25 protein-coding genes are annotated in these 23,909 nt (G+C 67.3%); 18 read left to right on the top strand and 7 right to left on the bottom strand.

Annotated elements, in window-relative coordinates:
* The first annotated feature begins 531 nt into the window (after nucleotides 1-531).
* Both EP7_RS00570 and EP7_RS00565 read left to right on the top strand, forming a co-directional pair.
* Nucleotides 532-2,064, top strand: coding sequence for a twin-arginine translocation signal domain-containing protein (locus EP7_RS00570; RefSeq protein WP_463525596.1), 1,533 nt, complete (start codon nucleotides 532-534; stop codon nucleotides 2,062-2,064).
* A gap of 64 nt (nucleotides 2,065-2,128) precedes the next feature.
* Complete coding sequence (locus EP7_RS00565; RefSeq protein ID WP_463525595.1) at nucleotides 2,129-2,437, top strand: helix-turn-helix domain-containing protein; 309 nt, start codon at nucleotides 2,129-2,131, stop codon at nucleotides 2,435-2,437.
* Nucleotides 2,438-2,469: 32 nt separating this feature from the next.
* Here EP7_RS00565 and EP7_RS00560 read toward each other — a convergent pair whose 3' ends face one another.
* Nucleotides 2,470-3,486 carry a DUF1559 domain-containing protein gene (locus EP7_RS00560; protein WP_463525594.1) on the bottom strand — a complete coding sequence of 339 codons (1,017 nt, stop codon included), beginning with the start codon at nucleotides 3,484-3,486 and terminating at the stop codon, nucleotides 2,470-2,472.
* A gap of 226 nt (nucleotides 3,487-3,712) precedes the next feature.
* Between EP7_RS00560 and EP7_RS00555 the strand changes: the two genes are divergently transcribed.
* The 3 genes from EP7_RS00555 to EP7_RS00545 are packed head-to-tail and all read left to right on the top strand — an operon-like array spanning nucleotide 3,713 to nucleotide 4,869.
* Entirely contained in the window at nucleotides 3,713-3,985 is a 273-nt protein-coding gene (locus EP7_RS00555; protein WP_463525593.1) for a hypothetical protein, read from the top strand.
* Complete coding sequence (locus EP7_RS00550; RefSeq protein WP_463525592.1) at nucleotides 3,985-4,323, top strand: HNH endonuclease; 339 nt, start codon at nucleotides 3,985-3,987, stop codon at nucleotides 4,321-4,323. Before EP7_RS00555 ends, EP7_RS00550 begins: the two co-directional genes overlap by 1 nt.
* 6 nt (nucleotides 4,324-4,329) lie before the next feature.
* A complete protein-coding gene (locus EP7_RS00545) occupies nucleotides 4,330-4,869 on the top strand; it encodes a zinc ribbon domain-containing protein (RefSeq protein WP_463525591.1) in 540 nt (179 codons plus the stop codon).
* Between the two features lie 141 nt (nucleotides 4,870-5,010).
* Here the strand turns inward: EP7_RS00545 and EP7_RS00540 are convergent, their stop codons facing one another.
* Nucleotides 5,011-5,919 carry a hypothetical protein gene (locus EP7_RS00540; protein WP_463525590.1) on the bottom strand — a complete coding sequence of 303 codons (909 nt, stop codon included), beginning with the start codon at nucleotides 5,917-5,919 and terminating at the stop codon, nucleotides 5,011-5,013.
* A gap of 348 nt (nucleotides 5,920-6,267) precedes the next feature.
* Here EP7_RS00540 and EP7_RS00535 point away from each other — a divergent pair, with 348 nt between their 5' ends.
* The 9 genes from EP7_RS00535 to EP7_RS00495 all read left to right on the top strand — a co-directional run bounded on the left by EP7_RS00535 (nucleotide 6,268) and on the right by EP7_RS00495 (nucleotide 14,991).
* Nucleotides 6,268-6,681 carry an RNA recognition motif domain-containing protein gene (locus tag EP7_RS00535; RefSeq protein ID WP_463525589.1) on the top strand — a complete coding sequence of 138 codons (414 nt, stop codon included), beginning with the start codon at nucleotides 6,268-6,270 and terminating at the stop codon, nucleotides 6,679-6,681.
* Between the two features lie 716 nt (nucleotides 6,682-7,397).
* Entirely contained in the window at nucleotides 7,398-7,877 is a 480-nt protein-coding gene (locus EP7_RS00530; RefSeq protein WP_463525588.1) for a hypothetical protein, read from the top strand.
* 212 nt (nucleotides 7,878-8,089) lie between these two features.
* On the top strand, nucleotides 8,090-9,139 hold the full coding sequence (locus tag EP7_RS00525) for a DUF1559 family PulG-like putative transporter (protein ID WP_463525587.1): 1,050 nt from the start codon (nucleotides 8,090-8,092) through the stop codon (nucleotides 9,137-9,139).
* 15 nt (nucleotides 9,140-9,154) lie between these two features.
* Entirely contained in the window at nucleotides 9,155-9,805 is a 651-nt protein-coding gene (locus EP7_RS00520; RefSeq protein ID WP_463525586.1) for a TlpA family protein disulfide reductase, read from the top strand.
* 136 nt (nucleotides 9,806-9,941) lie between these two features.
* The gene (locus EP7_RS00515; protein WP_463525585.1) at nucleotides 9,942-10,547 is read left to right on the top strand and encodes a methyltransferase family protein; all 606 of its coding nucleotides are present in this window, start codon (nucleotides 9,942-9,944) and stop codon (nucleotides 10,545-10,547) included.
* Between the two features lie 426 nt (nucleotides 10,548-10,973).
* Entirely contained in the window at nucleotides 10,974-11,285 is a 312-nt protein-coding gene (locus tag EP7_RS00510) for a hypothetical protein (RefSeq protein WP_463525584.1), read from the top strand.
* A gap of 199 nt (nucleotides 11,286-11,484) precedes the next feature.
* Nucleotides 11,485-12,480 carry a DUF1559 family PulG-like putative transporter gene (locus tag EP7_RS00505; RefSeq protein WP_463525583.1) on the top strand — a complete coding sequence of 332 codons (996 nt, stop codon included), beginning with the start codon at nucleotides 11,485-11,487 and terminating at the stop codon, nucleotides 12,478-12,480.
* A gap of 58 nt (nucleotides 12,481-12,538) precedes the next feature.
* A complete protein-coding gene (locus tag EP7_RS00500; protein WP_463525582.1) occupies nucleotides 12,539-13,870 on the top strand; it encodes a carboxymuconolactone decarboxylase family protein in 1,332 nt (443 codons plus the stop codon).
* A gap of 119 nt (nucleotides 13,871-13,989) precedes the next feature.
* On the top strand, nucleotides 13,990-14,991 hold the full coding sequence (locus EP7_RS00495; protein ID WP_463525581.1) for a catalase family protein: 1,002 nt from the start codon (nucleotides 13,990-13,992) through the stop codon (nucleotides 14,989-14,991).
* A 25-nt stretch (nucleotides 14,992-15,016) separates the two neighbouring features.
* Here EP7_RS00495 and EP7_RS00490 read toward each other — a convergent pair whose 3' ends face one another.
* On the bottom strand, nucleotides 15,017-15,253 hold the full coding sequence (locus EP7_RS00490; protein WP_463525580.1) for a hypothetical protein: 237 nt from the start codon (nucleotides 15,251-15,253) through the stop codon (nucleotides 15,017-15,019).
* Nucleotides 15,254-15,300: 47 nt separating this feature from the next.
* On the opposite strand from EP7_RS00490, the gene EP7_RS00485 reads away from it, so the two are divergent.
* Entirely contained in the window at nucleotides 15,301-16,275 is a 975-nt protein-coding gene (locus EP7_RS00485) for a DUF1559 family PulG-like putative transporter (RefSeq protein WP_463525579.1), read from the top strand.
* A gap of 89 nt (nucleotides 16,276-16,364) precedes the next feature.
* Here the strand turns inward: EP7_RS00485 and EP7_RS00480 are convergent, their stop codons facing one another.
* The 3 genes from EP7_RS00480 to EP7_RS00470 all read right to left on the bottom strand — a co-directional run bounded on the left by EP7_RS00480 (nucleotide 16,365) and on the right by EP7_RS00470 (nucleotide 19,406).
* Complete coding sequence (locus EP7_RS00480) at nucleotides 16,365-17,606, bottom strand: hypothetical protein (RefSeq protein ID WP_463525578.1); 1,242 nt, start codon at nucleotides 17,604-17,606, stop codon at nucleotides 16,365-16,367.
* Nucleotides 17,607-17,966: 360 nt separating this feature from the next.
* Nucleotides 17,967-18,446, bottom strand: coding sequence for a hypothetical protein (locus EP7_RS00475; RefSeq protein ID WP_463525577.1), 480 nt, complete (start codon nucleotides 18,444-18,446; stop codon nucleotides 17,967-17,969).
* A 126-nt stretch (nucleotides 18,447-18,572) separates the two neighbouring features.
* Nucleotides 18,573-19,406 (bottom strand): hypothetical protein, encoded by an 834-nt coding sequence (locus EP7_RS00470; RefSeq protein ID WP_463525576.1) that lies wholly within the window; start codon nucleotides 19,404-19,406, stop codon nucleotides 18,573-18,575.
* Nucleotides 19,407-19,732: 326 nt separating this feature from the next.
* Here EP7_RS00470 and EP7_RS00465 point away from each other — a divergent pair, with 326 nt between their 5' ends.
* Together EP7_RS00465 and EP7_RS00460 are read left to right on the top strand one after the other, a co-directional pair.
* A complete protein-coding gene (locus EP7_RS00465) occupies nucleotides 19,733-19,945 on the top strand; it encodes a hypothetical protein (RefSeq protein ID WP_463525575.1) in 213 nt (70 codons plus the stop codon).
* Between the two features lie 34 nt (nucleotides 19,946-19,979).
* Nucleotides 19,980-21,137: a cysteine desulfurase family protein gene (locus tag EP7_RS00460; RefSeq protein WP_463525574.1), complete on the top strand. Its 1,158-nt coding sequence runs from the start codon at nucleotides 19,980-19,982 to the stop codon at nucleotides 21,135-21,137.
* Here the strand turns inward: EP7_RS00460 and EP7_RS00455 are convergent.
* Nucleotides 21,134-21,559 carry a hypothetical protein gene (locus EP7_RS00455; protein ID WP_463525573.1) on the bottom strand — a complete coding sequence of 142 codons (426 nt, stop codon included), beginning with the start codon at nucleotides 21,557-21,559 and terminating at the stop codon, nucleotides 21,134-21,136. The two genes, EP7_RS00460 and EP7_RS00455, sit on opposite strands and share 4 nt — an antisense overlap.
* Before the next feature lie 695 nt (nucleotides 21,560-22,254).
* On the opposite strand from EP7_RS00455, the gene EP7_RS00450 reads away from it, so the two are divergent.
* A complete protein-coding gene (locus EP7_RS00450; protein WP_463525572.1) occupies nucleotides 22,255-23,763 on the top strand; it encodes a hypothetical protein in 1,509 nt (502 codons plus the stop codon).
* Nucleotides 23,764-23,909 lie beyond the last annotated feature (146 nt).

Raw genomic sequence — 23,909 nt, 5'->3', positions numbered from 1 at the left:
CATCGCGCGGATTGGCTCCCCAAGATCTTATCCCGAATGCGGGAGATTTCCACCACCATTTTTCCTTATCTCGCCAAAATAACGGCGATCCCACGCGAAGCCCCGGAATTCCAGCATGCCAGAATCCTCCCCCGACCTCGCACGCGGCCAATGTTGACACCCCGGTGTGGTCTGTTGTGCGCCCGGAGCGGTCTCCCTGATCGGCACCACGATGGCGAACACGCAGCACGACAATGCCCCCCGCAACCCGCAGGGAGCCGATGACAAGCCCAGCCAGGAGACACAGACGTCGCCCGGCCTCGCGGCACCGGCGGCGTCGAGCCGAAGTGAATCCCGATTCGCTGAAATGACGAAGGGACAGGGAGGCTGGTGCTCGCCCGACCCTACCTTGCCACTACGGAGGACCGAGGCGAGGGTGGCCGCGTCTCAATCCACCGACGGGAGGGTAGTGATGACCGTTCCGCGGGGGTACCATGAATCGAAAGGGTCGGATCGAAAGCTCGGCAAACGGTCATTGCGAGAACAAATTCGATGATCAGCTCGCGTCGCTCATTTCTCAGGGCCTCGGCGACCGCCGGCGCCTCCGGCGCTCTGGCCGATCTCGGATTCCTGCTACCTATTAGCCAGGCTGCCGCCGGTGATGTGACAATCGATCCGGCCCGAGTCCGGTTGGGTCCGGACCTCTCCGCCCTACTTCGACTGATTCGCGAGACGCCGCGAGACAAATGCGTCCCGGTCTTCCTGCGGCAATTTCAGGCCGGCCTGTCATATCAAGAGTTCCTCTCAGGCCTCTTCCTCCTCTCTCTCGAAGACGGCGACCCGCACCAAGTCGCTCAGGTCTATTCGGCGCACCGGATCGGTAGCGAGGCCCGCACGGAAGAACGCCTACTGCCCTTGTTCTGGGTGTTGGACCGAGTCAAGGAGGGCTTGGAACGCGTGGGCGAGGGCAAGTCTCCCCGACACATCGGTGGCACTCTTCCCACCGCCAACACGGCGGCGGACGTCCTCCGGGGCTCGATCGCCCGGTCCGATCCCGATCAGGCGGAGCGTGCGATCGCGGCGATCGCTCGCAGCCGGGGGCCGCGCCAAGCGATGTCCCAGCTCTGGGAGCACGGGGCCCGACGCGCCGCCGGGACTTTGGGGCATCACCCGATCCTGATTGCGAATTCCTGGCGGACCCTCGAAGCGATCGGGTGGGACCATGCCGAGCCGGTCCTCCGCTTCATCGCTCGAAGCCTGCCGAATGGCCCCCCGGATCGAACCTTCGCGCCGAATTTGGCGCGCGTCGAGAGGGTCCTGCCCGGTCTCCCGGCCGACTGGGCGAGCGATGAGCGTGATCGCGGGGCCACGATTGCGATCTATCGGCTGCTCCGGCAGGGGGAGACGGATGGCACGTCTGACCTGATCTGCGCCCAGCTAGCCTCCGGCCAGGTGAAGGCGGGGGCCATCTGGGAGGCCTTCCACCTGGTCGCGGCGGACCTTATTTTCCGCTACAAGACGGGGGGAACGCCGATCGGAGGGGCGTTGATCCACGCGATCACCTCCACCAACGCGTTGCATTTCGGGTTCGACTGCTGCGGAGAGGATCGGGTCCGCCTGCTCATGCTGCTGCAAGGGGCCGGCGTGGTCGGCGATACCTTCGTCCGGCCTGCCGAGGCGGATGGGATGTTGCGGGCAATGGACCTGCTTGAATTGAAGACGGATGGCGGCAGGGCGTTCGGCTTCACGGAGATTTTTTCTTCGCTGCCCTACAAGGCGAAGGAATATGTTGAGAAGGAGCCTAGCGAGCGATCGGCGAGCGATGAGGCGTGCCGGATGTCTTTCACCCTCCTGAGCGACCCGTCGAACATCCGAGCTTTCCAGCAAGCCGCGCGAACGTTGCTCTGTGTTAAGGCTTCGCCCGACCCCCACGACATCAAGTATCCGGCGGCGGCCTTCGAAGATGCGTCGCGGATGAGCCCGGAATGGCGTCCCTACGCGCTCGCCGCGTCGGTTCATGCATTGCACGGATCGAAGAGCCCGGATACACCCGCCTTGGTCCAAGTTCGCGCGGAATTAAGCTGAGATACCGCTGTCATGGAGTCGGACTCAGAGGAGCCAGCCCTAAGGTCGGCACCGTTCGGGACTATTGACCGTCATTCTCAGCGACCTTCCATCGCATGCTTTTCACGGCGGCGAACATGGAATAGGCACAACCGAGTGCACTTCTCCGGGCCCCGGCCGCAAAGTCTGGACGGAACAAGTCGGCCGGCGGATCCGCGAACCCCGCGACGCGGCCGGCCTGACCCAGGCCCAACTTGCGTTAGCATCAGGCCTCCCGCAGAGCCATATCAGCCGCCTGGAACGAGCCGAGCACAGCGCCACCTTCATCACGCTTCAGAAGATCGCCGCCGCCCTGGGCATCACAGTTCGGGACCTGGACCCGTCCTCGGCCTGATCGTTTCCGCGAGGTTCGCCGGTCGCCTTGTGTCAGTCGAAGCTGACGGCCTCGCCCCCGGATCGGGTTGCCAGGGCCTTGAGGATGGCCGAGGCGGTGGATTCTTTCAGGAAGCGGACCGAGCCGTCGGCGAGGGCGACGTTGGCGCCGGCGGGGTGGAAGGAGAAGACGCCGGTACGGTTGGTCTGGTTGATGGATTGGGTCTCGCCGTAGACCATCCACCAGATGTGCGTGCTGGTGGCCCATGCGGCCTGCGCGGTATCCATCCCATTGGACGGATTGAGGTAGGGGTAGGGATCGACGGATTTCCCTTTCTCGTGGAGGTCGGGGCGCCCGGCTCGCTCGCCCACCAGGATCGTGTTCGAAAGGCCGTCGGTGACGTCGGCGAGCCTCGCTCTGCGATAGCGCAAGGAATGGCCGTTCGAGATGTCATAGGTCGGCTCGCCCCACGCCCCGAAGCGGATGCCGCTGAGATCCCCGCTGGTCGTCCTCTGGGCCGCGACCACGACGCCGCAGACCACCTCGTAGTCATTGCGGGCCGCCGAGCCGACCTTGACCGGCGGGAACCTCGCCGGATCCCAGACCGGGAAACTCTCCCGATGCCAGGCGTAGAGGTCGGGGACGTTCGGGGTCGGGGTGGTCGTCGACGGGCAGAGGAACAGCGATAGGCTGACATTGACCGAGGTCTGATTCGCCGGATCGGTCGCCGCCAGCGCGAGATTCAGCTGATTGGAGACCGTCGACTGCTCGATGCGCGGGAGGATGGCCGTGCGCCACGAATGGAAGTAGAACTCGTCGAGTGCCCACCTGGGCTGAGGCAGAAACGTGCCGTTGTAAAGCGAGGGCAGGGCCTGATGCGTCTCTTCGTGCGATTGCAGGGCGATGCCCTGCTGGCGCAGGTTCGCCTGGCAAGTCGCCCGCCTGGCCGATTCCCGGCTGGATTGTACCGCGGGCAGCAGCAGGCCCAGGAGAAGGCCGATGATGGAGACGACCACGAGCAGCTCAACCAGCGTCAGCCCGTGACGGGCGCGAGGCGTCGGTGTCGTCATGGCTTCGGCGCCCCGGGATGTGCTCGGAGGAGCTGGCGGCAAGAGACGAGAGATGAGGTCGGCCGGGCTTGTGTTCGGGACGGAGCAACACCGGCCGAGTCAGACAATTGTCATAGACGAGTCCGGGGCTGTCAAGGCCTCACAATTGAGGTTGAGTCGTGCGGGGGCGAGGTCGGAGCTTGGCGGAGGGGGTCGCCTGCGTGGTAAGCTCGATGCCATGAGTTCGATGCGCGAAACCAAGGGCCCGGGGGACATCCTGGGCCTGATGCTCCAGCCCGTGGGCCGCGCGATGACCCCGGAGCTTGCCCAGGAGTTGGCCGATTTGCGCGCGGCGCCCGAGGTGCAGGCTCGCCTTGACGAGTTGGCCGAGGGTTGCAACGAAGGGACGCTGGACGACGCGGAACGGGCCGAGTACGACGGTTACGTTCAAGCCATTCACCTGATTGGCATCTTGCAGGCCAAGGCCCGCAGGGCGCTGAAGGCCGGCGGGACTGCCTGATGCTCCCGCGCGTGCTGCGGACGCTTGTCCGGGACCGGGCCGGTGATCGCTGCGAATTTTGCCCGCTGCCCCAGGACGCGTTGCCGCTCGCCACATTCCACGTCGAGCAGATCGTCGCCAGGCAGCATGCAGGCGGCGATGAGGCCGGGAACCTGGCGCTGGCGTGCCACCATTGCAACGGCCACAAAGGACCGAACCTGGCGGGCATCGACCCCGACACGGGCCGGATCGAGCGGCTCTTCCACCCGAGGGAACATCGCCACGCCTTCGCATTGCGGGGGTGTACATCCACCACGACAATACGCCCCTCGATCAGGCGACCATGTCAGCGGAGGTGATGAAGCATGCGAACGGTGACATGCCCTGGTTGCGGGCAAAGCGGCAAGATCTCCGACGATGACGCGGGCGTGCAGGCAAAATGCCCGAAGTGCTCGACGATCATGGCCGTGTCGGCCGCGGTCGAGTCGGCGTCGGGCGAGATGTTCGAGTTGGGCATCGAGATCGGAGAGGCCGAGACTCCGCCGGCTCTGCCGATGCCTCCCCGTCGACGGATCGTTTCCACTGACAGCCCATCCAGTCCGGATCAAGTAGCCTCCGGGTTGCCCTGGTACTACAAGTTCCTCGAGTTCCTGGCCTACTTCGGGATCTTCATCGGGGTTGTCGGAGGAACGATCGGGGTCTTCATTGGGCTCGGGGAATCGAATCATTCCACGGGGGCTCGATCCGCCGCCAGCCTTCAGGCTGCCATCTATTCCGGGGCCTTCACGGTCTCATCCCTCATCCTCCCCGCACTGATCCTGCTCGCCCTAGATGCGTGCAAGACGCTCCGCGCGGTCCGTGACCGACTCGAGGCAGACGCAAAGCACGGCGGGCACACCCTATGACAAGCGTCGTAGATCGGGTCCGGGTTGTCAAGGAGGGTGTCGTCGCCGCTTTGGAAGATGGCCCGGGAGGCGGACGCCTCGGCGGTTCCGGGCGAGCAAGGCTTGCTTGACGCGGGCGACATGGGTTCGCCGGGATTGGGTTCAATCGAGGTCCAGGGTGTCGAGGTAGGAGGCGGCGGCGTTGCCGAGGAGGTCGAGTTCCATGCGTTCGGGGTCGTCGAAGAAGGCGGCCCCGAGATCGCTGTCCAGGAGGTGGGCGGCCAGGAGGTCGACGGAGCGGGCCTCGCCTTCGAGCTGCTCGGCGTAGACCAGGCGGCGGGACTCTCCGGGGGTGCCCAGGAGCTTGGCGAAGAACTGGACGGCGGTGTTGTGCTTGCGCGGCAGGGCCCGGCCCATGACCAGGACCCTGAGGCGGAACCAGTCGTCCGCTGGGATCTGCTTGCGCCAGAGTTTCACCTGCGCATGATAGGCGTCGATCTGGGCGCGGGCGGCGTCGGCGGCGTGGGCCAGGACGAGGGGGCCCGTGGCGCGGGTGAGCCGCTTCAGGGCGGCGGGGTCGTGGTTGCCCGCGGCGAGGGTGTCGTCGAGGAAGGTGAGGCTCATGTCAAGGAGTCGACGCGAGCGGGCCCGCTGGTCCTCGGTGAAACCGGCGGTGTCTACGGCGTGGGCGGCCGTCTGGATGTGGTTGCGAAAGGTCCGGAGATTCGTGACGCGGTCGGCGTCGATGGGGGCGTCACCGTGAGGGGCGAGCGCGACATAGAGGGAGAGCGGGACGTGGCAGACGGCCTTCAGGCGATGGTAGTGCAGGGGGATGACGTTCGCCTCGGTCCGGCTGCCGTCGCGCACGAGGATGAGCCGGTCTTGGTCGACGATGATGAGCGGGCCGAGGCGGGCGAGGGTCGCGGCGCGGCCGCCCGCGTAGAGGGCGCGGAAGTCGAGGTCGACGGCCTCGAAGGGGTCGACCGGGGCGGGTCCGGGCGGAGTCGCGCCGGCCATGAGGGCCACCAAGGCGAGGCCGAGGGCCGGGCGTCGACGTCTTGACGGCTGCATCGTGGTGGTCTCCGCCCGCGTTGGAATCGGGGTGGGGCCGTCGCCGGGCGGCCGAATTCGGCCCGCGATCGTACGGGCGGCGGGGGTGTGGTGCCATCGGTGGGAGTGCGCGCCGAAGGGGTAATCGAAAAGATTCTCAGAATCCGTGTGGATTGTTGTTTTCATGGGTGACCAATTTGATTAAGCTTCGGTGGGCTGGTCTGACGACCGAGTCGCACTGCTGGCTTCCAACGAACCGGTCTCTGCTCCTCTCTCGCCTTTTCGCCCGTTGGGCTCGCCTTGAGCCCCTTTCTTCTCGGCCCGGAAAGCACACCGCGGGTCGTTTTGCTGCCGTCCGGGAGTTCGATCGTGGGTAAGAAGCTTTACGTCGGAAATCTTACGTACAACGTCAACGAGACCGATCTGGAGGCCTTGTTCTCCCAGTTCGGCACCGTGCAAAGCGCGCAGATCATCATCGATCGCGACACGAACCGCTCCAAGGGTTTCGGGTTCGTGGAGATGAGCACCGACGCTGAAGCACAAACCGCCATCCAGGAGCTGGACGGGCGTGACCACGATGGCCGCAATCTGACCGTCAACGAAGCCAAGCCCCGCGAGCCCAGGAGCGGTGGCGGTGGTGGCTACGGTGGCGGCGGCGGTGGCGGCGGCTACGGCGGCGGCGGCGGTGGCCGGAGCGGCGGTGGCGGCGGCTACGGCGGCGGCGGCGGCGGCCGGAGCGGCGGCAGCAGCGGCGGCTACGGCGGCGGCGGCGGCCGTTATTGATCACTTGCCCGATTGGCGAGACACGGGGGCATGCTGAGGTAGGCCTCCTGGTTTTGTCCGATCGGGGCTCCCGGTTGAGAGAACTTCGACCAAAATCAATCCCCTCGGTTGGGCGACTCGCCCGGCCGAGGGGATTTTTCATGCGCCTTGATCGTTGCATCACGGCCAGACGCGCTTCGTTCAGCCCCAAAGCCCGTTGCACGGTGTTGCATTCTGGCAACAGACGTTATGGGTGGGTATCGCCCGTCCTCGCGCTTCACGGGCGCGAAATCGTGCCGCGCAGTACGCATCACCCGCCCCGATCCCACGTCGATGCGGCAGGGCAAGCGGCCGTTGGAGGGAAGCGATAGCGTCCGGGATTTTTCCGGGTCTGTCGACTTCGTCCTTGAGGCAGAGCAGAGGGGTCGCGAAATTGCGCCCTGGGAACCTGTCCTGGCGCGACAGGCTGAACGAAATTGACAGGCGTCCCGGTGAGTGACATCCGCCCGTCGAGGCGGAATCGGTGGTCAAGCCTTGGTGGACCCCTCCTCGGTGCACGCCGCCCTGTGCGAGACGGCGGGGGATCGTGCCCGTTTTCCATTCGCGCGAAGGCGCACCCAGCCCGGACATTCGGGCTTCTTGACATGGCCCCGGCCGTCTCTGATGATGAGCCCATCGGATCGCGGCCTCCCCGGCAATCGGGCGGGCCGGGCCGCCCGCCCCAAGAGCCCACCCACTTGAGACTTCAGGCCCCCGACACCTGGCGACGATCGCTCGCACGCTGGCTGATGGCCGCGGCGACGTTGATGGTTGCGTCCGGGTGGAACGCGGCGGCTTCGGCATCCGGTTCGATCTCTCACTCGTCCGGCGCGGGCGAGTCGCACTCATGCGCCTGCGCCCGATGCAGCGGCGAGAAATGCTGCTGTGCGCCCAAAGGGGCCAAGTCGAAGAAATCGCCGGCCGGCCCTTCGAAAAATGCCGCCGCGCCGGTCAAGGGCTCGGGGCCTTGCTTCAGCCAGACCCCATGCGGCGATGCGGGAGTGCCAACCCCGACGCCCGTCGGGCCGCTAGGCAAGGCGGCGCTGGTGGCATCGCCGCTCGGCGGATCGTTGCCGGTGAGCGGCCCCGGGTTCGTGCGGATGACGGACTCCGCTCGCTGGAGCTCACCTTTCCTCTCACGCCCGGATGAACCGCCGGAAACCCAGACCTTCGCCTGAACGTCATCAATGACGTCCGGGCCGCCTCGACGCTGTCACTCCGCGTTCATGGCCCTCGGTCGCCCCATTCATTCGGGGCGCACGGGGAAGGTCTCGCAGATGCTCTGAGACGCAAGATCGACCGACCGCCGGCCCGGGAGACATCCCGGGGCCGCGTGCGGGCGGGGTCTCGCCTCGGGCCTGCGCGTTGCGTTTCAATGGGGTCTCCTCCGATGCGTCGTCGTGCGTTCACGCTGATCGAATTGCTGGTCGTCATCTCGATCATCGCGGTCCTCATCGCGCTGCTCTTGCCCGCGGTGCAAAGTGCCCGCGAGGCTGCCAGACGCATGCAGTGCACCAACAACCTGAAGCAGCTCGGGCTGGCGATGCACAATTATCACTCGTCGCTGGAGTCGTTCCCGGTGGGGTTCCTCTACCCCAGGAGCGCGGCGAATCTGCCCGTGCCGGCGCTGCATTACCGATGGTCGGTGCTGGCGCAACTGTCTCCTTATCTTGAGCAGTCGAACGTCTACAATGCCTTGAACATGAACTTTCCCCTCGCGGCGGGCTCGTCTGGCGTCTACGGCGTGGGCCCCTGGACCCCGTTCCTGGAGAACACGACGGTCCTGACGACGAAGGTCTCGTTCTTCCTCTGCCCGAGCGACCCGGCCACCCCGCCGACCACGCTGGCGGGCGGGCTGGCCTCGGGGCCGAGCAACTACCAGTTCTGCACCGGGGACGGGTCGCCGCTGAGCCCGAATCCGGGAGACGCCGGCGTGTCGGTCGCGGCCAACGGGGCGTTCATCCTGGGGCCTCCTCAGTCGGCCGCGACGATGACCGACGGCACGAGCGCCACGATCGCGGCGTCTGAGCAGTTAATCGGCCAGGCGGGCGGCGGTGCATCCACGGTGAACGGCCAGGCGCCGCCGGCCGATGCGCGACGGGCCGCGGCGATCAGCTCGACCACGCCGCTCTCCGACTCGGGGTGCGCCAGCCCGACGGGTTGGCGGCTGGACAAGGGGTTCGGCTGGTGGGACGGCGACTATCGAACCACCTTATATAACCATTACCTCACGCCCAACTCGAAGTCGTACGACTGCTGGCAGAAGAGCCCGCCGCACAACCCGGCCATCAAGACGGCCCGAAGCAACCACCCGGGCGGTGTCAATGCGCTGTTCTGCGACGGACACGTCCAGTACGTCAAGGACACGATCAGCCTTCCCACCTGGCGCGGGCTCGCCACGCGCAACGGCGGCGAGGTCCTCTCCTCCGACGCATTCTGACGGGAGCTGCCCAAGATGAGTCGGACCGCCGCACTCGTGTTCATGGCCCTCTTTTCGGCCCTCGGCGGCCTCTACGGCTGGGCCCGGCTCCGCTCCGAATGGGGCGAGGCGGGCCCGCCGGGCCTGATCGTGGTCATCGAGCCGAAGACCCATCTGGTCACCCCGCCGATGGCCGAGGCCAGCGCGACGATGGTCGGCCGCCAGGCCCGCGCCTTCGACGCCGAGACGACCGATGGCCCCCGGCACGCGCCCGCACCCTCCGGGCCGACGGTGCTCACCTTCATCATGGACGGCTGCCCGTGCAGCGCCGAGGCCCAGCCCTTCTTCAACCGCCTGCACGAAGCCTACCCCTCCGCCACCTTCCTGGGCGTCATCGACGCCGAGGCCCCCCAGGCAAACCGCTGGGCCGAACGGCACAAGGTGGCCTACCCCCTGGTCCTCGACAAGCCGCTCAAGATCGTCAAGGACTATCAGATCAGTAACTCCGCCTATGTGGTCCTGGTCGATTCCAAGGGGACCATCGCGGGCCACTGGCCGGGATACTCGGAGGCCATGCTGATCGACCTGGGATCGAAGCTTGCCGCCATGACCGGCGCCGCCGAGACGCCGCTCGACCTGGTCGACGCCCCCACACAGCCGTATTCGGGATGCCCGTTCGAATTTTGATGGGCCTCGTTCGGAGGGTCGTCGCATTCAACGGAGATGCCGGCACGGTCGGCCGTTCGCAGGACGTACCGCGACGGTCAAACCGAGAAACACTCGCCCGTTGATCCGGCGCATGTCCTGGGCGAGAATCGTTCCCATGACCACCGAATTCACCTTCCGGGCGATTGCCCTCGCCAGCGTCGCCCTCTGCTTGCCCATCGGCCTTTACCACCGGATCAGGGCTGGAGCGAGCGGGGAGCGGCTGGACCGCAGGGCCGAAGGCCTTTTCACCATGGTCGGCCTCCGCCTGTGCGGCGTCCTGGTCTGGGCCTTGCTGGCCGCTTACCTGATCAACCCTGCCTCGGTTTCCTGGTGTTCGGTCGCACTGCCCGCCTGGCTCCGCTGGGCCGGTGCGCCCCTCGGGCTCCTCGTGACGCCCCTCCTCTTGTTCTGGACGTTCCGAAGCCTGGGCAAGAACCTCACCGATACGGTCGTCACTCGACGTGAGCACACCCTGGTCACCCACGGACCTTACCGCTGGGTGCGACACCCGTTCTACCTCGTCGTCCTCGTGTGCGGGCTGGCTCTGAGCCTGCTGACCGCGAACTGGCTCATCGCGCTCCTCGGTGTCATGGGCTTGACGTTGCTCGTCACCCGTACCCGGATCGAAGAGGCCAAATTAATCGAGAGGTTCGGCGACGAGTATCGGGCCTACGCTCGGCGGACGGGGAAATTCTTCCCCCTGCTCAACCGAAATCGTTAGGGCGACCGCATCGCTGCCGGGGCAAGCCGGAGGACGCGAGGCTCCTTCCGCGGTATGCATGATCTGCGGGACATGAACCGGGATGAGCTGCGCGAACTGCCGCCCCGGGGCGAAAATGGGCGGGATTGAAATTTCAGGATCCGGGGGATTGCGGTGCAGGGGGCGTGGGGTTAATGTTTGGTGTTGCATCCCCTCGACGACGGAAGTTGGGGGAATTTTGCATCTCACCTCTTCCCGCACTACTCGCACGAGAGTCAATTCGACGTGGAAGCAACGGTCTCTTACCGTTGGCAGCGGCGATGCAACGTCCGGAGGACCGGGGTTTTCCTGGTTTCTCTCATGGCGTGCTCGCTACTCTCCGCGCAGGCGCAGGCCTCGTCCTGCGGCCGGCATGCGGTCTTGCACGCTGACGCGATCTTTTCGGATTTGCTGACGAGCGGGGACGCCCCGACGCGGGGCGTGGTGGGGGCGAGGGCCGACGTCGCGGAGATTTTGCGCGACGGGCAGGCCCCTTGCCAGGGCCCCCACTGCTCGAAGGCCCCGGCCGAGACGGCCGCACCGATCCAGGCCGCCGCGGCTCCTAAGTTGAACGATTGGGCCTGCGTCGACGCCCTGGCGTCGATGCTCCGCGCGGCCCCCGAGACCGGATTTCTCGCCGCGGACGACGCGGCCGGATCCCCGATCCTCCGCCCCGAATCGCCGGATCGACCGCCCCGGGCCCGTTCGCTCGACGCCTGAGCGACGCCCCCTCGTCGACCCGAACCCGACTCGTCCGAAATCGTCCGGCCCGAGCCGCTGCGCATTGCTTGCGTCGCAGGCCCTCGGACGGGATCGATCGAGCGGCCACGGTCTCGACGACGCGTTGGACGACGCTGCCACGTCATCAAACGGGTGATTTTCCGATCCGAGCGATTCCTTCCGTCGGGGTTTATCCATCATGATCCGTCCCTTGCGCACTCATGCCGCGGCGGTTCGCCGCGCGTTCACTCTGATCGAGCTTCTCGTCGTCATCAGCATCATCGCCGTGCTCATCGCGCTGCTGCTTCCGGCCGTGCAGTCGGCCCGCGAGTCGGCCAGGCGCATCCAGTGCACCAACAACCTGAAGCAGCTCGGGCTGGCGATGCACAACTATCACGACACCATCGGGGCCTTCCCGCTGGGCCGGACGATCCCGCAGGCCGTGTCGTACTCCCCGCTGGCCAGGCTGCTGCCGTTCATCGAGCAGAGCAACCTGGGGAATGCGCTGAACTTCGCCGTCGGCTGGACCGATCCTGCGATCACGACGGCAACGGCGTCGTCGGTGGCCTCGTTCGTCTGCCCGTCGGACGCCAGCACGAAGGTCCCGGCGACGTACGGCAGCGGCACGAGCTACCGGTCCAATGAGGGGACGAGCGTCGCCATGTGGTACGGCGTCAGCGACACCACCGGCGTGAACAAGACGGTCGCGGCCCCCAACGGGATGTTCTACTCGGATCAGATGATCCGGATGGCCGACGTCATCGACGGCACGAGCAACACCGCCGCGTTCAGCGAGCACCTGCGGGGCGACTTCGACCAGACGGTCTCCACCGACAAGCTCGACACCTACCGCCCCGGCACCTACCCGGCGACCCCCGATGAGGCCGTCGCCCTCTGCCGGGCCACGGACGTGAAGAACCTGTCGATGCAGGGCTACTCAAACGTCGGGGCCCCCTGGATTTACGGCTACCACTCGACGACCAGCTACTGGCACTCGGGGCCGCCGAACTCGCGCTCGTGCATGTTCCCGCCGTCGAGAATCATGACCACGGCCAATAGCAACCACTCCGGCGGCGTGAACCTGCTCATGGTCGACGGCTCGGTGCGGTTCAGCAAGGACACGATCAACATCGCCGCCTGGCGAGGGATCGGCACGAGGTCCGGCGGCGAGATCATCAGCGCGGACGCCTTCTGAGGTCGAACGCAGCGTCGTCGGATTCTTCATCGGTCATCCCTGGCGAGAGCACTTCCTCATGACTTACCTGACCCGCGGCCTGGCCGCCGCCGTCCTGCTGATACCGGCCGTCGCCCCGGCCGACGAGACGCCGATCGTGCCGGCCACGCGGCCGGAAATGAAGCGAATCCTGGAGGGGTCGAAGCACTCGGTGCCCCGGCTCCCGCTGCCGCCGCCGACCGCCGCCGAGGTGGCCGAGGCCTCGGCCCGGCCCAAGGGGAGCCTGTCCGGGATCATCAACAATGCGCGGATGCGGGGGCTCTACCTGCCCGCCGAACTCCGGAACGCCAGCTACCTGGGGGCGGGCGGCGACCCGGCCCTGACGCTGAACGACGCCTTCAAGGTCGAGCTGTTCTGGATCGTCTCCCGGATCAACAACTGCTATTACTGCATGGGCCACCAGGAGGTCAAGCTGGCCGCCGCCGGGCGGTCCGAGGACCTGATCGCGTCGCTCGACGGCGACTGGTCGGGCCATACCCCGGCCGAGCGCGTGGCGTATGCCTACGCCAAGAAGCTGTCCCGCGAGCCGCAGGCCGTGACCGGCGCCGACATCGAGGCCCTGAAGCGGCACTACACCGACTCGCAGGTGCTTGAGATGACCATGGCCATCGGCGGGTTCAACGGCATGAACCGCTGGACCGGCGCGCTGGCGATCCCGCAGGAGGATCACCGGGTCTACCTGACCCCGACTTCGCCCTCGATCGCCGAGCAGGTCAGCCTGGTGGCGCCCATCGACGCGAGCAAGGGAAAACCGCAGGACCCCGTGTGTGCGGTGCCCTCCGCGCGGCCGAAGCTGGAGACCGCCGATGAGCTGGCCGCGGCGCTTGCGGCGGCCCGGACGAGGGCCCCTCGGCTTGAGCTGGCCGGCGAAGAGGCGGCACGCGCCGCGTTGCCGGCGGACTTCCCCTCGGCCCCGCTGCCGGCCTGGGTCAGGCTGCTGGCCCGGTTCCCCAGGACGGGCGTCGGCCGGGTCGTGCTGCACAGGACCGCCGAGGAGGCCGGGACGCTCGACCCGAAGCTGAGGGCCGAGGTGGCCCACATCGCCGCCCGCAATGACCGCGCCTGGTATGCCCTGGACCAGGCCGACCGCCGCCTGAAGGCCCTGGGCGCCACCCCCGCGGAGATCGCCGAGCTGGACGGCGCGTGGGATGCCCTCCCCCCGTCGCGCAAGCATGCGTATGAGCTGGCCCGCAAGCTGACGGTCGACCCGGCGATGGTCGGCGACTCGGACATCGCCCGCCTGCGCGGGCCGTACACCGACAAGCAGGTGGCGGAGCTGGTGTTCCAGGTCACCGAGGCCGCCTTCTTCGATCGCGTGACCGAGGCCGCCGGCCTGCCGCTGGAGCCTTGATCGACGCCCCGAATCCGGAGAGAATCCCGGGCGGCCCGCGCCTGCGAACTCAGTTCGCAGGCACGGGCCGCGTCTCGTTCGAAGGGCGAGACGTCGGCACAACGCCCCCGAGGGACGCGATGCTCAATTCCGAACTCGAGACGATTGAGCCGAATGAACAGGCGATGATCGCCGAGCTGGTCGAGACGCAGCGGCGGCTGCACGCGATCGAGGGGACGCCCGGGCGCAGGCCCCAGCACCCCAAGCAGCATGGGCTCGTGAAGGCGGACCTGGTGGTGGGCGGGGGTCTGGCCGACGAGCTGCGCCACGGCCTGTTCCGCGAGCCGCGGACCTTCGAGGCCTGGGTGCGCTATTCCAACGGCAAGGGCGAGGACGACCGCAAGAAGGGACTGCGGGGGATGGCGGTGAAGGTGCTGGGGACGGACGACCTGGGCGCCTCGGAACAGGACTTCATTGCGATCGATATGCCGACGTTCTTCATCAGGAACAATGTCGAGTATCTCGATTTGACCAGGGCCCTGCTGGCCGCCCGCGGGGGATTCCCCCGGAGTTATCTCCTCCCGGGCCTGAATCCGCTCGGCTGGCACCCTGGCCGCCTGCTGCGGCTGTCCAAGGTCTTCCGCAAATGCGGCGACCTGCTGGCGGCCCGATTTTATAGCACGACGCCCTATCGGCTGGGTCCGCGAGCGATCAAGTTCTCATTCAGGCCGATCCAGGCCAACGGCCCGCCCCTGCCCATGGGGACCACGCCCGACTTCCTGCGAGATCGGCTGGTGGCCACCTTGAACGATCGGCCCGCGGAGTTCGACCTGCTGGTGCAGATCCAGGGCGATCCGACCTCGATGCCGGTCGAAGACCCGACGGTGGACTGGGACGACGCCCGGCCCACCGCACCCTGGCACAAGGTGGCCACCCTTCGAATGCCGATCCAGAATCCGGCCACCCCCGAGCGGCTGGCCCTGGCCGAGGCGATGGCCTTCACCCCCTGGCACACGCTGCCCGACCACCAACCGCTTGGCGGCATCAACCGCGCCCGCAAGGCGATCTACGAGGCGACGCAGGCCGACCGCCTCGCCGTCCTGGGCCGCTCAGAACCCGCCCGCCCGCGCGAGGGAGACTGATCCCGAACGGCGTGACCGCCCACCTTCAGGCATCGGGGAGCAGGAACCCGGCATCGTCGAGCGCCTGCCGTTCGATGTCCGTGGCATTGACGATCCGATAATCGCCCAGACCGGCCTCGAGCGCCGTCAGCGCGAGAGGCCCGTCGGGCCCGTTGTAGATCAGCACGGATTCCCCTTCGAGAGCCGCCGGGTGGGCGGTCGTGATCAGGGCCTCGATCTCTCCGGCGTCTTTCACGGTCGGCGAGAAAGGTTTGAGAATCATGATTCGATGACTCCTTGGGGGCCGGCCTAGGGGATGGAACTTGGAGAATGGGGCCTCCCCTGGATCGTGCGCCGGACGGCCCGTCGGGTCAACGAGGAATCGGACTTTGGGCGGGATTCTCGTTGTCTATACCGCTATATCTTTTTGGCAATCATCGATTATTTCCTTCTCACCCAAGCCAATTCCGTCGTTTGACCGCCGGTGAATTGGGGAGGACGCGTATGATCCACTTCAAGTTGTCCGTGAGAAAATTGATGCTCGTCGTGGCTGTCGCGGCGATTGGCTTCGCGATGATTGAATTGTTCCGACGAGGCGTCGAGTCCGCACGATCCCTGTCATGTACCAATCAGATGAAAGAGCTTACGTTTGCCGTGATCAGTTATACCGAATGGTACAACAGAGGGAACGGCGGGGAGTTCCCGCGCGGCCAGATCCTCGCAAACATGCCCCCCGAGATGGGCACGAGCTGGATTCATCAGGCTTCGGGCTACTTGGATGTTTCTGCTGTCTACACCACAACCGACCCATCAAAGCCATTTGATGTCGTCCCCAACTTGACTTATTCCCGATTATCGATCGGCAGCCTCACCTGTCCGAAGTGCCCGATGACCACGACGGCCGGGGGATTCGCGACGACCTCGTACGTGGGGATCGCCGGGGTCGGTGCGGACGCCCCGATCCTGGCGGCGGGCCATCCTCGCGCGGGGATCTTCGGGTATACCCGAGTGACCAGGATGGCGGACCTCAAAGACGGCGCGGCGCGGACGATGATGCTGGCGGAGACGGGGTTGAACAACGGGTGCTGGATGTCCGGCGGTTCGTCCACGATCCGATCGGCCGACCCGGCGCAACGCCCCTACATCGGCGCAGGCCGGCCCTTCGGCGGGTTCCACGAAGGCGGGGCCAACGTCGCGTTTGCCGATGGGTCGGTCCGATTCATTCGCGGCACGATCGATCCGGCGGTGTTCGAAGCTTTGACGACGATTGCCGGGGGCGATGTCGTTGGCGACGATTTCGAATGAGACTATGAGCGCCGATAAAACCATTCAATGATTGTCGGCCCCGGGATGGGCACGTGGATGGCCGAGCCCCGGGGCCGAGGTTCGAGGAATCAGGGGCCGGCGGCGAGGGCGTCGGCCCGTTCGAGGCGGACGTCGTCGACCCAGGCTTCTCCGACCTCGGAGCCGGTGAGGCTGAAGTCGAGGGCCAGGGTGGTGGCGTCGCGCTCGGTCCGGAAGGTTCGCTCGACCTTGACCCAGCGGCCAACGGTGGCGAGGACCTGCTCGTGGGAGCCGTCGGGCAGGACCTTCCAGGAGGATTTCGTCTCCTTGTACTGGGCGATCCGGGCGCGGCATTCGCCCTCGGTGCCGGGGGCCACGGCGTACCAGTAGGTCAGGCGCATCCGGGTGTCGTAGCGCACGGGGCGCTCACGGAAGCGGAAGTAGTGGTTGCCGGGGACGTGGGCCTGGAGGTGCAGGCTGTCGGGGCCGGAGACGGCCATCCTCGCGTCAAGGCGCTCGGCGGGGGGCTCGGTCCAGTTGCCCAGGGCCTGCGCCCGGTACTGCTCGCGGTCGAGCGGCAGGCCGTCGCGCAGGGCGACCGGGCCGAGCTGGAGGTCGAGCGTGCGGAGGCCGAGCAGGGGGTCGTAGTCGCCGAAGACGACGTGCTCATGCTCCAGGCGGACGCGGACGCAGAGGACCGAGCCCGGCGCCAGGCTGAGCAAGGGCCGGTGCGCGGCGTGGGGGTCGGGCGGTGCGAGCGGGGGCCTGGCCTCGGGCCAGACCTGGACGATGAGGCGCTCGCGGCAGCGGCCGGCCTCCTCGACGGCGTTGATGACGTCGGACAGGCCCGCGGCGGCGGCGGGTCCGGAGAGGGTGGCGCTGCTGAACCGGGGGATGGAGTGGCCGGACACGCGCGAGTTGGAGACCCAGCCCTCGACGCGGGCGGTGACCTCCGAGGGGGCGAGGATCAGGCCGTGGGGGCCGTCGATCCTGAGGCGGTAGTCGACGTGCCAGGCCCCCTGGTCCTGGGCGTGGGCGCGGCCGAGCACGGTCAAGGCGTGGGCGGACGCGTCGGCGGGCGAGCCGGCGGACGAGAGGGTCGTCACCTCGGCGGCGGGTCTCGGGGGGAGGATGTCGGGCTTGAGCAAGTCGGCGGCCGAGCGCGGGGTCCGGCTGTTGCCGTTGGCGTTCGACACGGCGACGGCCTCGACCTGGGCCACCGGCCCGGCGGGGTCCTCGGAGGCGGGCGTAACCCCGGCCCCGAGCAAGACGACGGCGGCCCCGAGCGCGAAGGCCGGCAGGGCGGCCGAGCGGGCGGGCTTCCTGTGCGTACGGCGGGCGAGCGCGAGCATGGAGGCACCTCCCCATCCCTGGGTCGGGACCCACCGGCCGCCTTCCTTGGGCGGCCTCCGCGTGACCGCGCGGAGTCGGGAGGGGCGCCTCGGAGCCCCCGGCCCGGCCGACGCGACGTTGCGCCGGAGGGGACGCGACGGGGAGGGTGGATGCCCCCCGGCGTCGTTGTCGGGGCCATCCGCGATGGATTGCCCCTATTGAATACCATCGTTCGAACGGAGCGTTCCGTCCCTAAGAAATTCGCCTCGTGGCAATTTCTTGACAAAATAGGCGGGGCGGCGGGCCGGGAAGAGTCGCCGCGACTGAGCGTGGTGATGACATCGGCTTCGATGTGCGGAAGAGCGGGGCGGGAGGCTCGGTCAGTCGTTGTCTTCGGCATCGAGGTCGATGTCGGTCGAGTCGAGGTCGGCGGTCAGGACCTGGTCGAGGAAGTAGGGGAGGAAGCGATCGATGAAGAGGGAGACGGCGATCTGCGTGTTGGCGTTGTCCATGCCCCAGATGCAGACGTGCGGCTCGTCCAGGTCTGGGTCCATCTGAATATAGTATCGGTCGTCGACGGCCATCGACAAGGGGACCTGCTCGAGCCAGCGGCGGGAGAGGGCGTTGACGCCGGGACCGCCCAGGCAGATGGTGGGCAGCACCTGGAGGGGCTCGTCGTGCAACCAGCGGAGGTCGCTCATGACGACGACCCGTGGGGGCCTGGCCCCATGGTCGCCGTCGGCCAGGGCGGCCTCCACCTTCTGCTTGAGGTAGTAGGCCAGCGGCCGGTCGAGCTCTTCGGCGCGGATGCTGGTGCCGGTGATGATGAGGACGGCTTTCACCGACGGCTCTGAGGCCATGCCGAGAGACTTCCTGCCTGGGGACCCGGCCGTGGAGGGGAGCAGCCCCCCGCGTCGACCGGCCTGGATTCATGCTACCGAGGCGAGCCCGCGGCCGACAAGATGGGCCCGGGGGGCGTGGGCCAGTCATGGCGTCCCCCCTTCGGTGGCCTTCCAGAGGGCGATCCTGCGGAGGACGGCCTCGACGGCGGCGCACTCATCGGCCCCCTCGGCCTCGAACTGCTGGGCGACGGCTCGGCGGCCAGCCAGGGGGATCAGGCAGGCGATGTGGGCTCGGCCCTCGGGCTCGGCCTTCAGCTCGTAGCGGGCCACGCCGGCGGCTCGCAGCTTGCGCCTCAGTTCGGACCAGTCACGCGAGCCGGCCCGACCGCCCGAGGGGCTCAGCGGATTGGGGGCCTGCACCGCTGGGGCGACGGCGGCGGGGGCGACGGCCGGGTCGACCGGCAAGGCCGGCGGCGCGGGGGCGGGGGCCGGGGCAGTGAGATCGGCGAGCAAGCTTCCGGCGGCCTGGATGGGAGGTCCGAAGTCCGGCGGCGGGGCGGTGTCGGGGCCCGCCGGGGGCGAGGACAGCGATAACGCCTTGGGATCGAGCGGCTCGGGGGCGGTGGGGTCGGCGACCGTGGGCAATCCGGCGGTCGGCAGCTTGGGGGCCTCGGCGTCGGGCGCCGGGGCCTGTCCCTTGCGGGCGAGGGCCGGCGACTTCCGGCCCGGCAGGCCCATCTTGCGGTAGGCCGGGGTCAGGATCGAGTCGGGTTCAGCCTCGGAGACCGCGTCGGAGTTGAGGCCGGGGTCGGCCGGGGCAGCCTCGGCAGGCGTGGGCTGGCCCGAAGTGAGGATGACGAGGCTCCGGGTGCGGCCCATCAGCCAGGTCCGGGCGACCTCGAAGGCGGGCCCGTTGATGGCCGCGCCGCCGGCGAACGAGGCGCCCAGCAGCATCAATGCGAAGAGGGCTTTGCGCACGGTCGGGGCCTCCTTGCCTCTTCCTCCGGGTGGGCCGGGGGCCATCCATGGGCCCGGCCCGATCGATCCGACGACATCATCCAGGCCCCGGCGACCGGGGTGTCCGCGGAAAACCTCAAGGCGAGCCCAAGAGAACGCCGAACTCGGCGAATATCATGAGAGGACGACGGGCGGGCATTGAACCGAACTCGGCCAGATTGGGCAAGCCCAGTCGCCTGCCGGGGCTGTTGCGCGGGCGCAAGCTCGTCCAGGCCCCGCACCTGGCGATCTCGGCCACACGGCCGGCCGACCCCGGCTCGCGTCAGCCGCCTTGGGATTCTGGTAGAATGACCCTCATGATCGGGACCATCTGGCAGGTGCTGACGATGCCCTTTCGCATCGTCTTCTGGACGTTTGCGGCGGCCGGCCGCCTCGTCGGTCTGGTCTTCGGGTTCGCGTTGATGGTCTGCGGCGCGGCACTCTGGTCGGGGCCGCTCTACCCCATCGGCATCCCCCTGTTCGTCGTCGGCCTGCTGCTGACCTTGCGCAACGTGGGCTGAGACAAGGCGAACCGACGGGCGGCCTGGATCCGAGATGACCCGCACCCCCATCAATCTCGACCAGAACGCGACGACCCCGCTCGACCCCTCGGTGCTGGAGGCGATGCGGCCGCACTGGCTGGCCGCTGGCAACGCCGAGAGCCGACATGCGGCGGGCCGGTCGGCGCGTCGCTCCTGGGACGCCGCCGTCGGGCTGGTGGCCGAGATCCTGGGAGCAGGGCCGGCGGATGTCGTGTTCACGTCGGGGGGGACCGAGGCCAACAACCTGGCCATGTTCGGCCTGGTTGGGTCGATCGGTGGCCGGGCCCTGATCAGCCCGATCGAGCATCCGGCCGTCGCCGAGGCCGCGGCCGAGCTGGGACGGGCCGGCCTGACCGTGGACCTGGCCGGGGTGGGCCCCGACGGCCTGGTGGATGCCGCCGCGATGGCCGGCATGATCGGGCCGGAAACCCGACTGGCAGCCCTGATGCTGGCGAACAACGAGACCGGGGCCATCCAGCCGGTGGCCGAATTGGCCCGAATGGCGGCCGAACGTGGCGTGCCCGTCCACACCGACGCCGTCCAGGCGGTCGGCCGCATTCCGGTCCAGTTCAAAGAGTTGGGGGTGGCGACTCTGGCGGCCAGCGGCCACAAATTCCACGGCCCGGCTGGCGTCGGCGTGCTCCTGATCCGGCCCGGGGTGACGCTCCCTCCCAGACTCTTCGGCGGCGGGCAGCAGAAGGGTAGGCGGCCCGGGACGGCGCCTGTGGCCCTGGCCGTCGGGCTGGCCGAGGCCTTGCGACTCTGGCATACGAGTCGGCTGGAGCGGATCGAGCGGTGGACGCGGCTGCGGGATCGACTGGAGGCCGGGCTGGTTGAATTACTTGGGCCGGCGATGGCGATTCGGAACGGTCCGCGGGACAACAGGTTACGGCTGCCTCAGACGCTCAACGTGGGGTTCCCGGGGCTGGACGGCGAGTCGCTCCTGATGCAGCTGGACCTGGCCGGGGTGGCCGCCTCGCTGGGCTCGGCCTGCGCCAGCGGCTCGCTGCGGCCGTCGCCGGTCCTGGTCGCGATGGGCGTGCCGACCGACCGCCTGAAGTCGTCGGTCCGGTTCAGCCTGGGGGCGACGACCACCGAGGGCGAGGTCGACGACGCGATGATGCGGATCGTCGCCGTGGTCCGCCGTCTCGCCCCGCTCGCCGAAGGTTAAGCGGCCTCTCCCGGCTCGTCGCCATCGGGGATGTGGGAGAACTCGATGATCAGACCAAGCTCATCGGCCAGATGGGCGAGGGACGGGGGGAGGGCGTCTCCCTGGACGACGATCTCGTGGCGGGTGATCTCGAAGTCGAGGGCAAGGCGCTCGATGCCCCGGGCGTCGCGGAGCCGGGCGAACTCGTCGCGGTTGGCCAGCAGGAAGGCGGTGGCCTCCTCGGCCTGGCGGGGGAACTCGCGGTAGTCGGCCTCGCTGACGACCAGGTCGAAGCCCGACGCGGCGTGATGGCCATTGTCGGGGTGCCCCGGCGCGTGGAACAGTTCACCCCGTCGATAGACGCTCGAGGGCTCGAGCTCGCCCTCGGCGAGGAAGGCATCCGGGTCGAAGAAGACGCCTGAGGCGTGGATGACGGCGGCCATGCGAGCCTCGTTGGGCTTGGATCTGTCCGGGGCGAGGATGTCGGACCCACTCGGAACAACGGACTATAACCGACGACCCGCCCACCCGGCGCCGGTCAGGCGGGCGACGCCCCTCGACTGGGGGCAACACCGCCGGACAGCAGCCGTTTCGCGGCCACGAATCGCGGCTCGATCAGAAGCCAGTTCGCCATCCCGGCGGCCACCGAGGGCGGACAAGCCACGGTCGCGACTCCTCGATGGGGCCGGATCAACCATAGGCCAACTCCGCGGTGTCGTCCAAATATGACTGGCGATCCACTTCTTCGATGTCGGGGTCATCCGGCTAGGTGATCGATGTCCTGCTCTGCGACCTCCATAGACTTCGGCTGGCTCGCAGGGTGCTTGGCCATAGGGCCGGCCGACGACGCGTCGGGCTGGACAACGGACCAGCATGGAATGAGCTGCGCCGACCCGATGATGGCGGCGATCCAGACGAGCAGATCAGCCATCGAGTCACATTTCTTTGACAAATTCAGATCCTCCATCGGTACTCCCTTGCTCCCGATGGAGTTAAGTGCTGGGATGGCGGTCCACAAATCGTCGCAGTTCTCGAATCTAGGCATCAGTTCGATCCACCGAGACGAAATATCCTCGCTTTCGGCGCGTTCCCAACTCTGCATTTTTCATCACATCTGATGACCATCAGGAGCGTCTCGATGAAGAGAAACCACTGCCTTGCCGCGCTCGCGGCGATGATCGCCCTGACTGCCCAACCCAGCGGCGTTCAGGGGGCGAGCAAGAAGTACGGCGAGTTGCTGACGCGGCTCCCCGAGCAGGCCAATGTCTTGGTGCTCGTTGATGTCGACGGCATCCTCGACAGCCCGATGGGCAAACGCGAGGGCTGGCGAGATCGCGCAAATAACGGCCCGACCGGGGTCCTGGGGGTGTCGGGGGACGCTTCCAAGTTCGTCGTCGCGGCGGGTCTCGATCTCCAGACGGCGCAGGAGCGCTGGAAACTCGGGATGCTGCAAACCCATGCAACCCCGCCGCCGCTCTCCACGCTGGCGGCGCGCGAAGGGGGTTACGTCGAACAAATCCAGACCCATAACGTGGCCTGGACCCCGCGCGACGTCTACCTCCTCTCGTTCCCGCAGAAGATCGTCGGATTCGTCGCCCCGGCAAATCGCCAGTTGCTGGCGGATTGGCTCTACAAGACTCTCGTCAAGCCCCGTCCCTTCCCGCCGGGGTGGGCCGATAAGGCCCTCATCCGGGCGGACGCGGGTTCTCAGATTGTGCTCGCGGTCGATCTGGCGGATTCCGTCTCTTCGAAAGGAGCCATCGCCTGGTTGAAGACGCTGGATGACCCGACGGTGAAGCTGAGCGAAATCAACTTCCCCTCGCAAGCCGGCGCCCTGTCCGGGGCGAAGCTCGCGTTCCTCCAGATCGACATCAAGGACACGATTCACGGGTCGATCCAGATCGAGTTCGACAGCTCACTCACCCTGATCAAGCCGATCGCCCGGCAAGTCGTCCTGGAGATCCTCGAAGGTTACGGCGCCTCGCTCGAGGACATCAAGAAGTGGTCCTTTGGCGTCGATGACAAGACCATCACGATGTCGGGGGCGATGGACGAGGACTCCGTCCGGAGGATCCTCAGCATCGTCGCCGCGCCCAGACTGACGCCCACTTATGAGTCGGCGATCGAGCCATCCGAAACTCCGGCAGTCGCCGCGACCAAAGGTCAGCAACCCACGCCCCCGCAGCAGATCTCCCAGGCGGACGGACTCAAGGCCACCCAGCGCTACTATGCCGCCACCGCGGGCATTCTCCGCGACTTGAAGCGTCAGACCCCCAAATCGTCGCAAAGCCAGAAGCTCTGGTATGACAGGTCCGCCAAGGAGATTGAAGAACTGCCGCTCCTTTACGTCGACACCGATTTGCTCGATTGGGGCGCGAAGATGGCCCTCAACGTTCGACAGATGGCCTCCGGCATCAATTACGCTGCCAAGGACCGGACTTATCGCACCGCGGGCCTGGCCAACGGATACTATGGCGGTTACGGTTACGGCGTCTCCGGCAGCAATAAGAGCAATGATGCCGCCGTCCTCGCGAAGCAATATAATTCGGTCGTCAGCGTGCAGGTCGACCAGGGATGGCAGGCCATCGAGACAAGCATCTCGGACATGCGAAGGCAGTTGACGACGAAGTATAAGGTTGAGTTCTGAACGCGTTGATCGGCAGGCCTGACAACCCGTCGTCGGTTCCCCTCGACTGATGACGATCGGTCCAGGTCATACGCCGCGGGCGCGATGGCCTCCCACGACGCCTCGGGCAGGGCGGAGCCGGATCCTCTCGGGACAACGGACGATCA

The sequence above is a fragment of the Isosphaeraceae bacterium EP7 genome, assembly GCA_038400315.1.
In the GTDB taxonomy this organism is placed as follows: Bacteria; Planctomycetota; Planctomycetia; order Isosphaerales; family Isosphaeraceae; genus EP7.
Note: the sequence above shows the minus strand (reverse complement) of the source record. Positions and strands in the feature narration are given on the sequence as shown.

Coding starts and splice junctions, on each gene's coding strand:
- EP7_RS00560 (WP_463525594.1), bottom strand. CDS start 3,486: ATGACGACACCGACGCCTCGCGCCCGTCACGGGCTGACGCTGGTTGAG.
- EP7_RS00520 (WP_463525586.1), top strand. CDS start 9,155: ATGAGTCGGACCGCCGCACTCGTGTTCATGGCCCTCTTTTCGGCCCTC.
- EP7_RS00490 (WP_463525580.1), bottom strand. CDS start 15,253: ATGATTCTCAAACCTTTCTCGCCGACCGTGAAAGACGCCGGAGAGATC.
- EP7_RS00500 (WP_463525582.1), top strand. CDS start 12,539: ATGACTTACCTGACCCGCGGCCTGGCCGCCGCCGTCCTGCTGATACCG.
- EP7_RS00540 (WP_463525590.1), bottom strand. CDS start 5,919: ATGCAGCCGTCAAGACGTCGACGCCCGGCCCTCGGCCTCGCCTTGGTG.
- EP7_RS00555 (WP_463525593.1), top strand. CDS start 3,713: ATGCGCGAAACCAAGGGCCCGGGGGACATCCTGGGCCTGATGCTCCAG.
- EP7_RS00545 (WP_463525591.1), top strand. CDS start 4,330: ATGCGAACGGTGACATGCCCTGGTTGCGGGCAAAGCGGCAAGATCTCC.
- EP7_RS00480 (WP_463525578.1), bottom strand. CDS start 17,606: ATGCTCGCGCTCGCCCGCCGTACGCACAGGAAGCCCGCCCGCTCGGCC.
- EP7_RS00495 (WP_463525581.1), top strand. CDS start 13,990: ATGCTCAATTCCGAACTCGAGACGATTGAGCCGAATGAACAGGCGATG.
- EP7_RS00455 (WP_463525573.1), bottom strand. CDS start 21,559: ATGGCCGCCGTCATCCACGCCTCAGGCGTCTTCTTCGACCCGGATGCC.
- EP7_RS00550 (WP_463525592.1), top strand. CDS start 3,985: ATGCTCCCGCGCGTGCTGCGGACGCTTGTCCGGGACCGGGCCGGTGAT.
- EP7_RS00570 (WP_463525596.1), top strand. CDS start 532: ATGATCAGCTCGCGTCGCTCATTTCTCAGGGCCTCGGCGACCGCCGGC.
- EP7_RS00515 (WP_463525585.1), top strand. CDS start 9,942: ATGACCACCGAATTCACCTTCCGGGCGATTGCCCTCGCCAGCGTCGCC.
- EP7_RS00525 (WP_463525587.1), top strand. CDS start 8,090: ATGCGTCGTCGTGCGTTCACGCTGATCGAATTGCTGGTCGTCATCTCG.
- EP7_RS00505 (WP_463525583.1), top strand. CDS start 11,485: ATGATCCGTCCCTTGCGCACTCATGCCGCGGCGGTTCGCCGCGCGTTC.
- EP7_RS00460 (WP_463525574.1), top strand. CDS start 19,980: ATGACCCGCACCCCCATCAATCTCGACCAGAACGCGACGACCCCGCTC.
- EP7_RS00485 (WP_463525579.1), top strand. CDS start 15,301: ATGGGGCCTCCCCTGGATCGTGCGCCGGACGGCCCGTCGGGTCAACGA.
- EP7_RS00465 (WP_463525575.1), top strand. CDS start 19,733: ATGACCCTCATGATCGGGACCATCTGGCAGGTGCTGACGATGCCCTTT.
- EP7_RS00475 (WP_463525577.1), bottom strand. CDS start 18,446: ATGGCCTCAGAGCCGTCGGTGAAAGCCGTCCTCATCATCACCGGCACC.
- EP7_RS00450 (WP_463525572.1), top strand. CDS start 22,255: ATGAAGAGAAACCACTGCCTTGCCGCGCTCGCGGCGATGATCGCCCTG.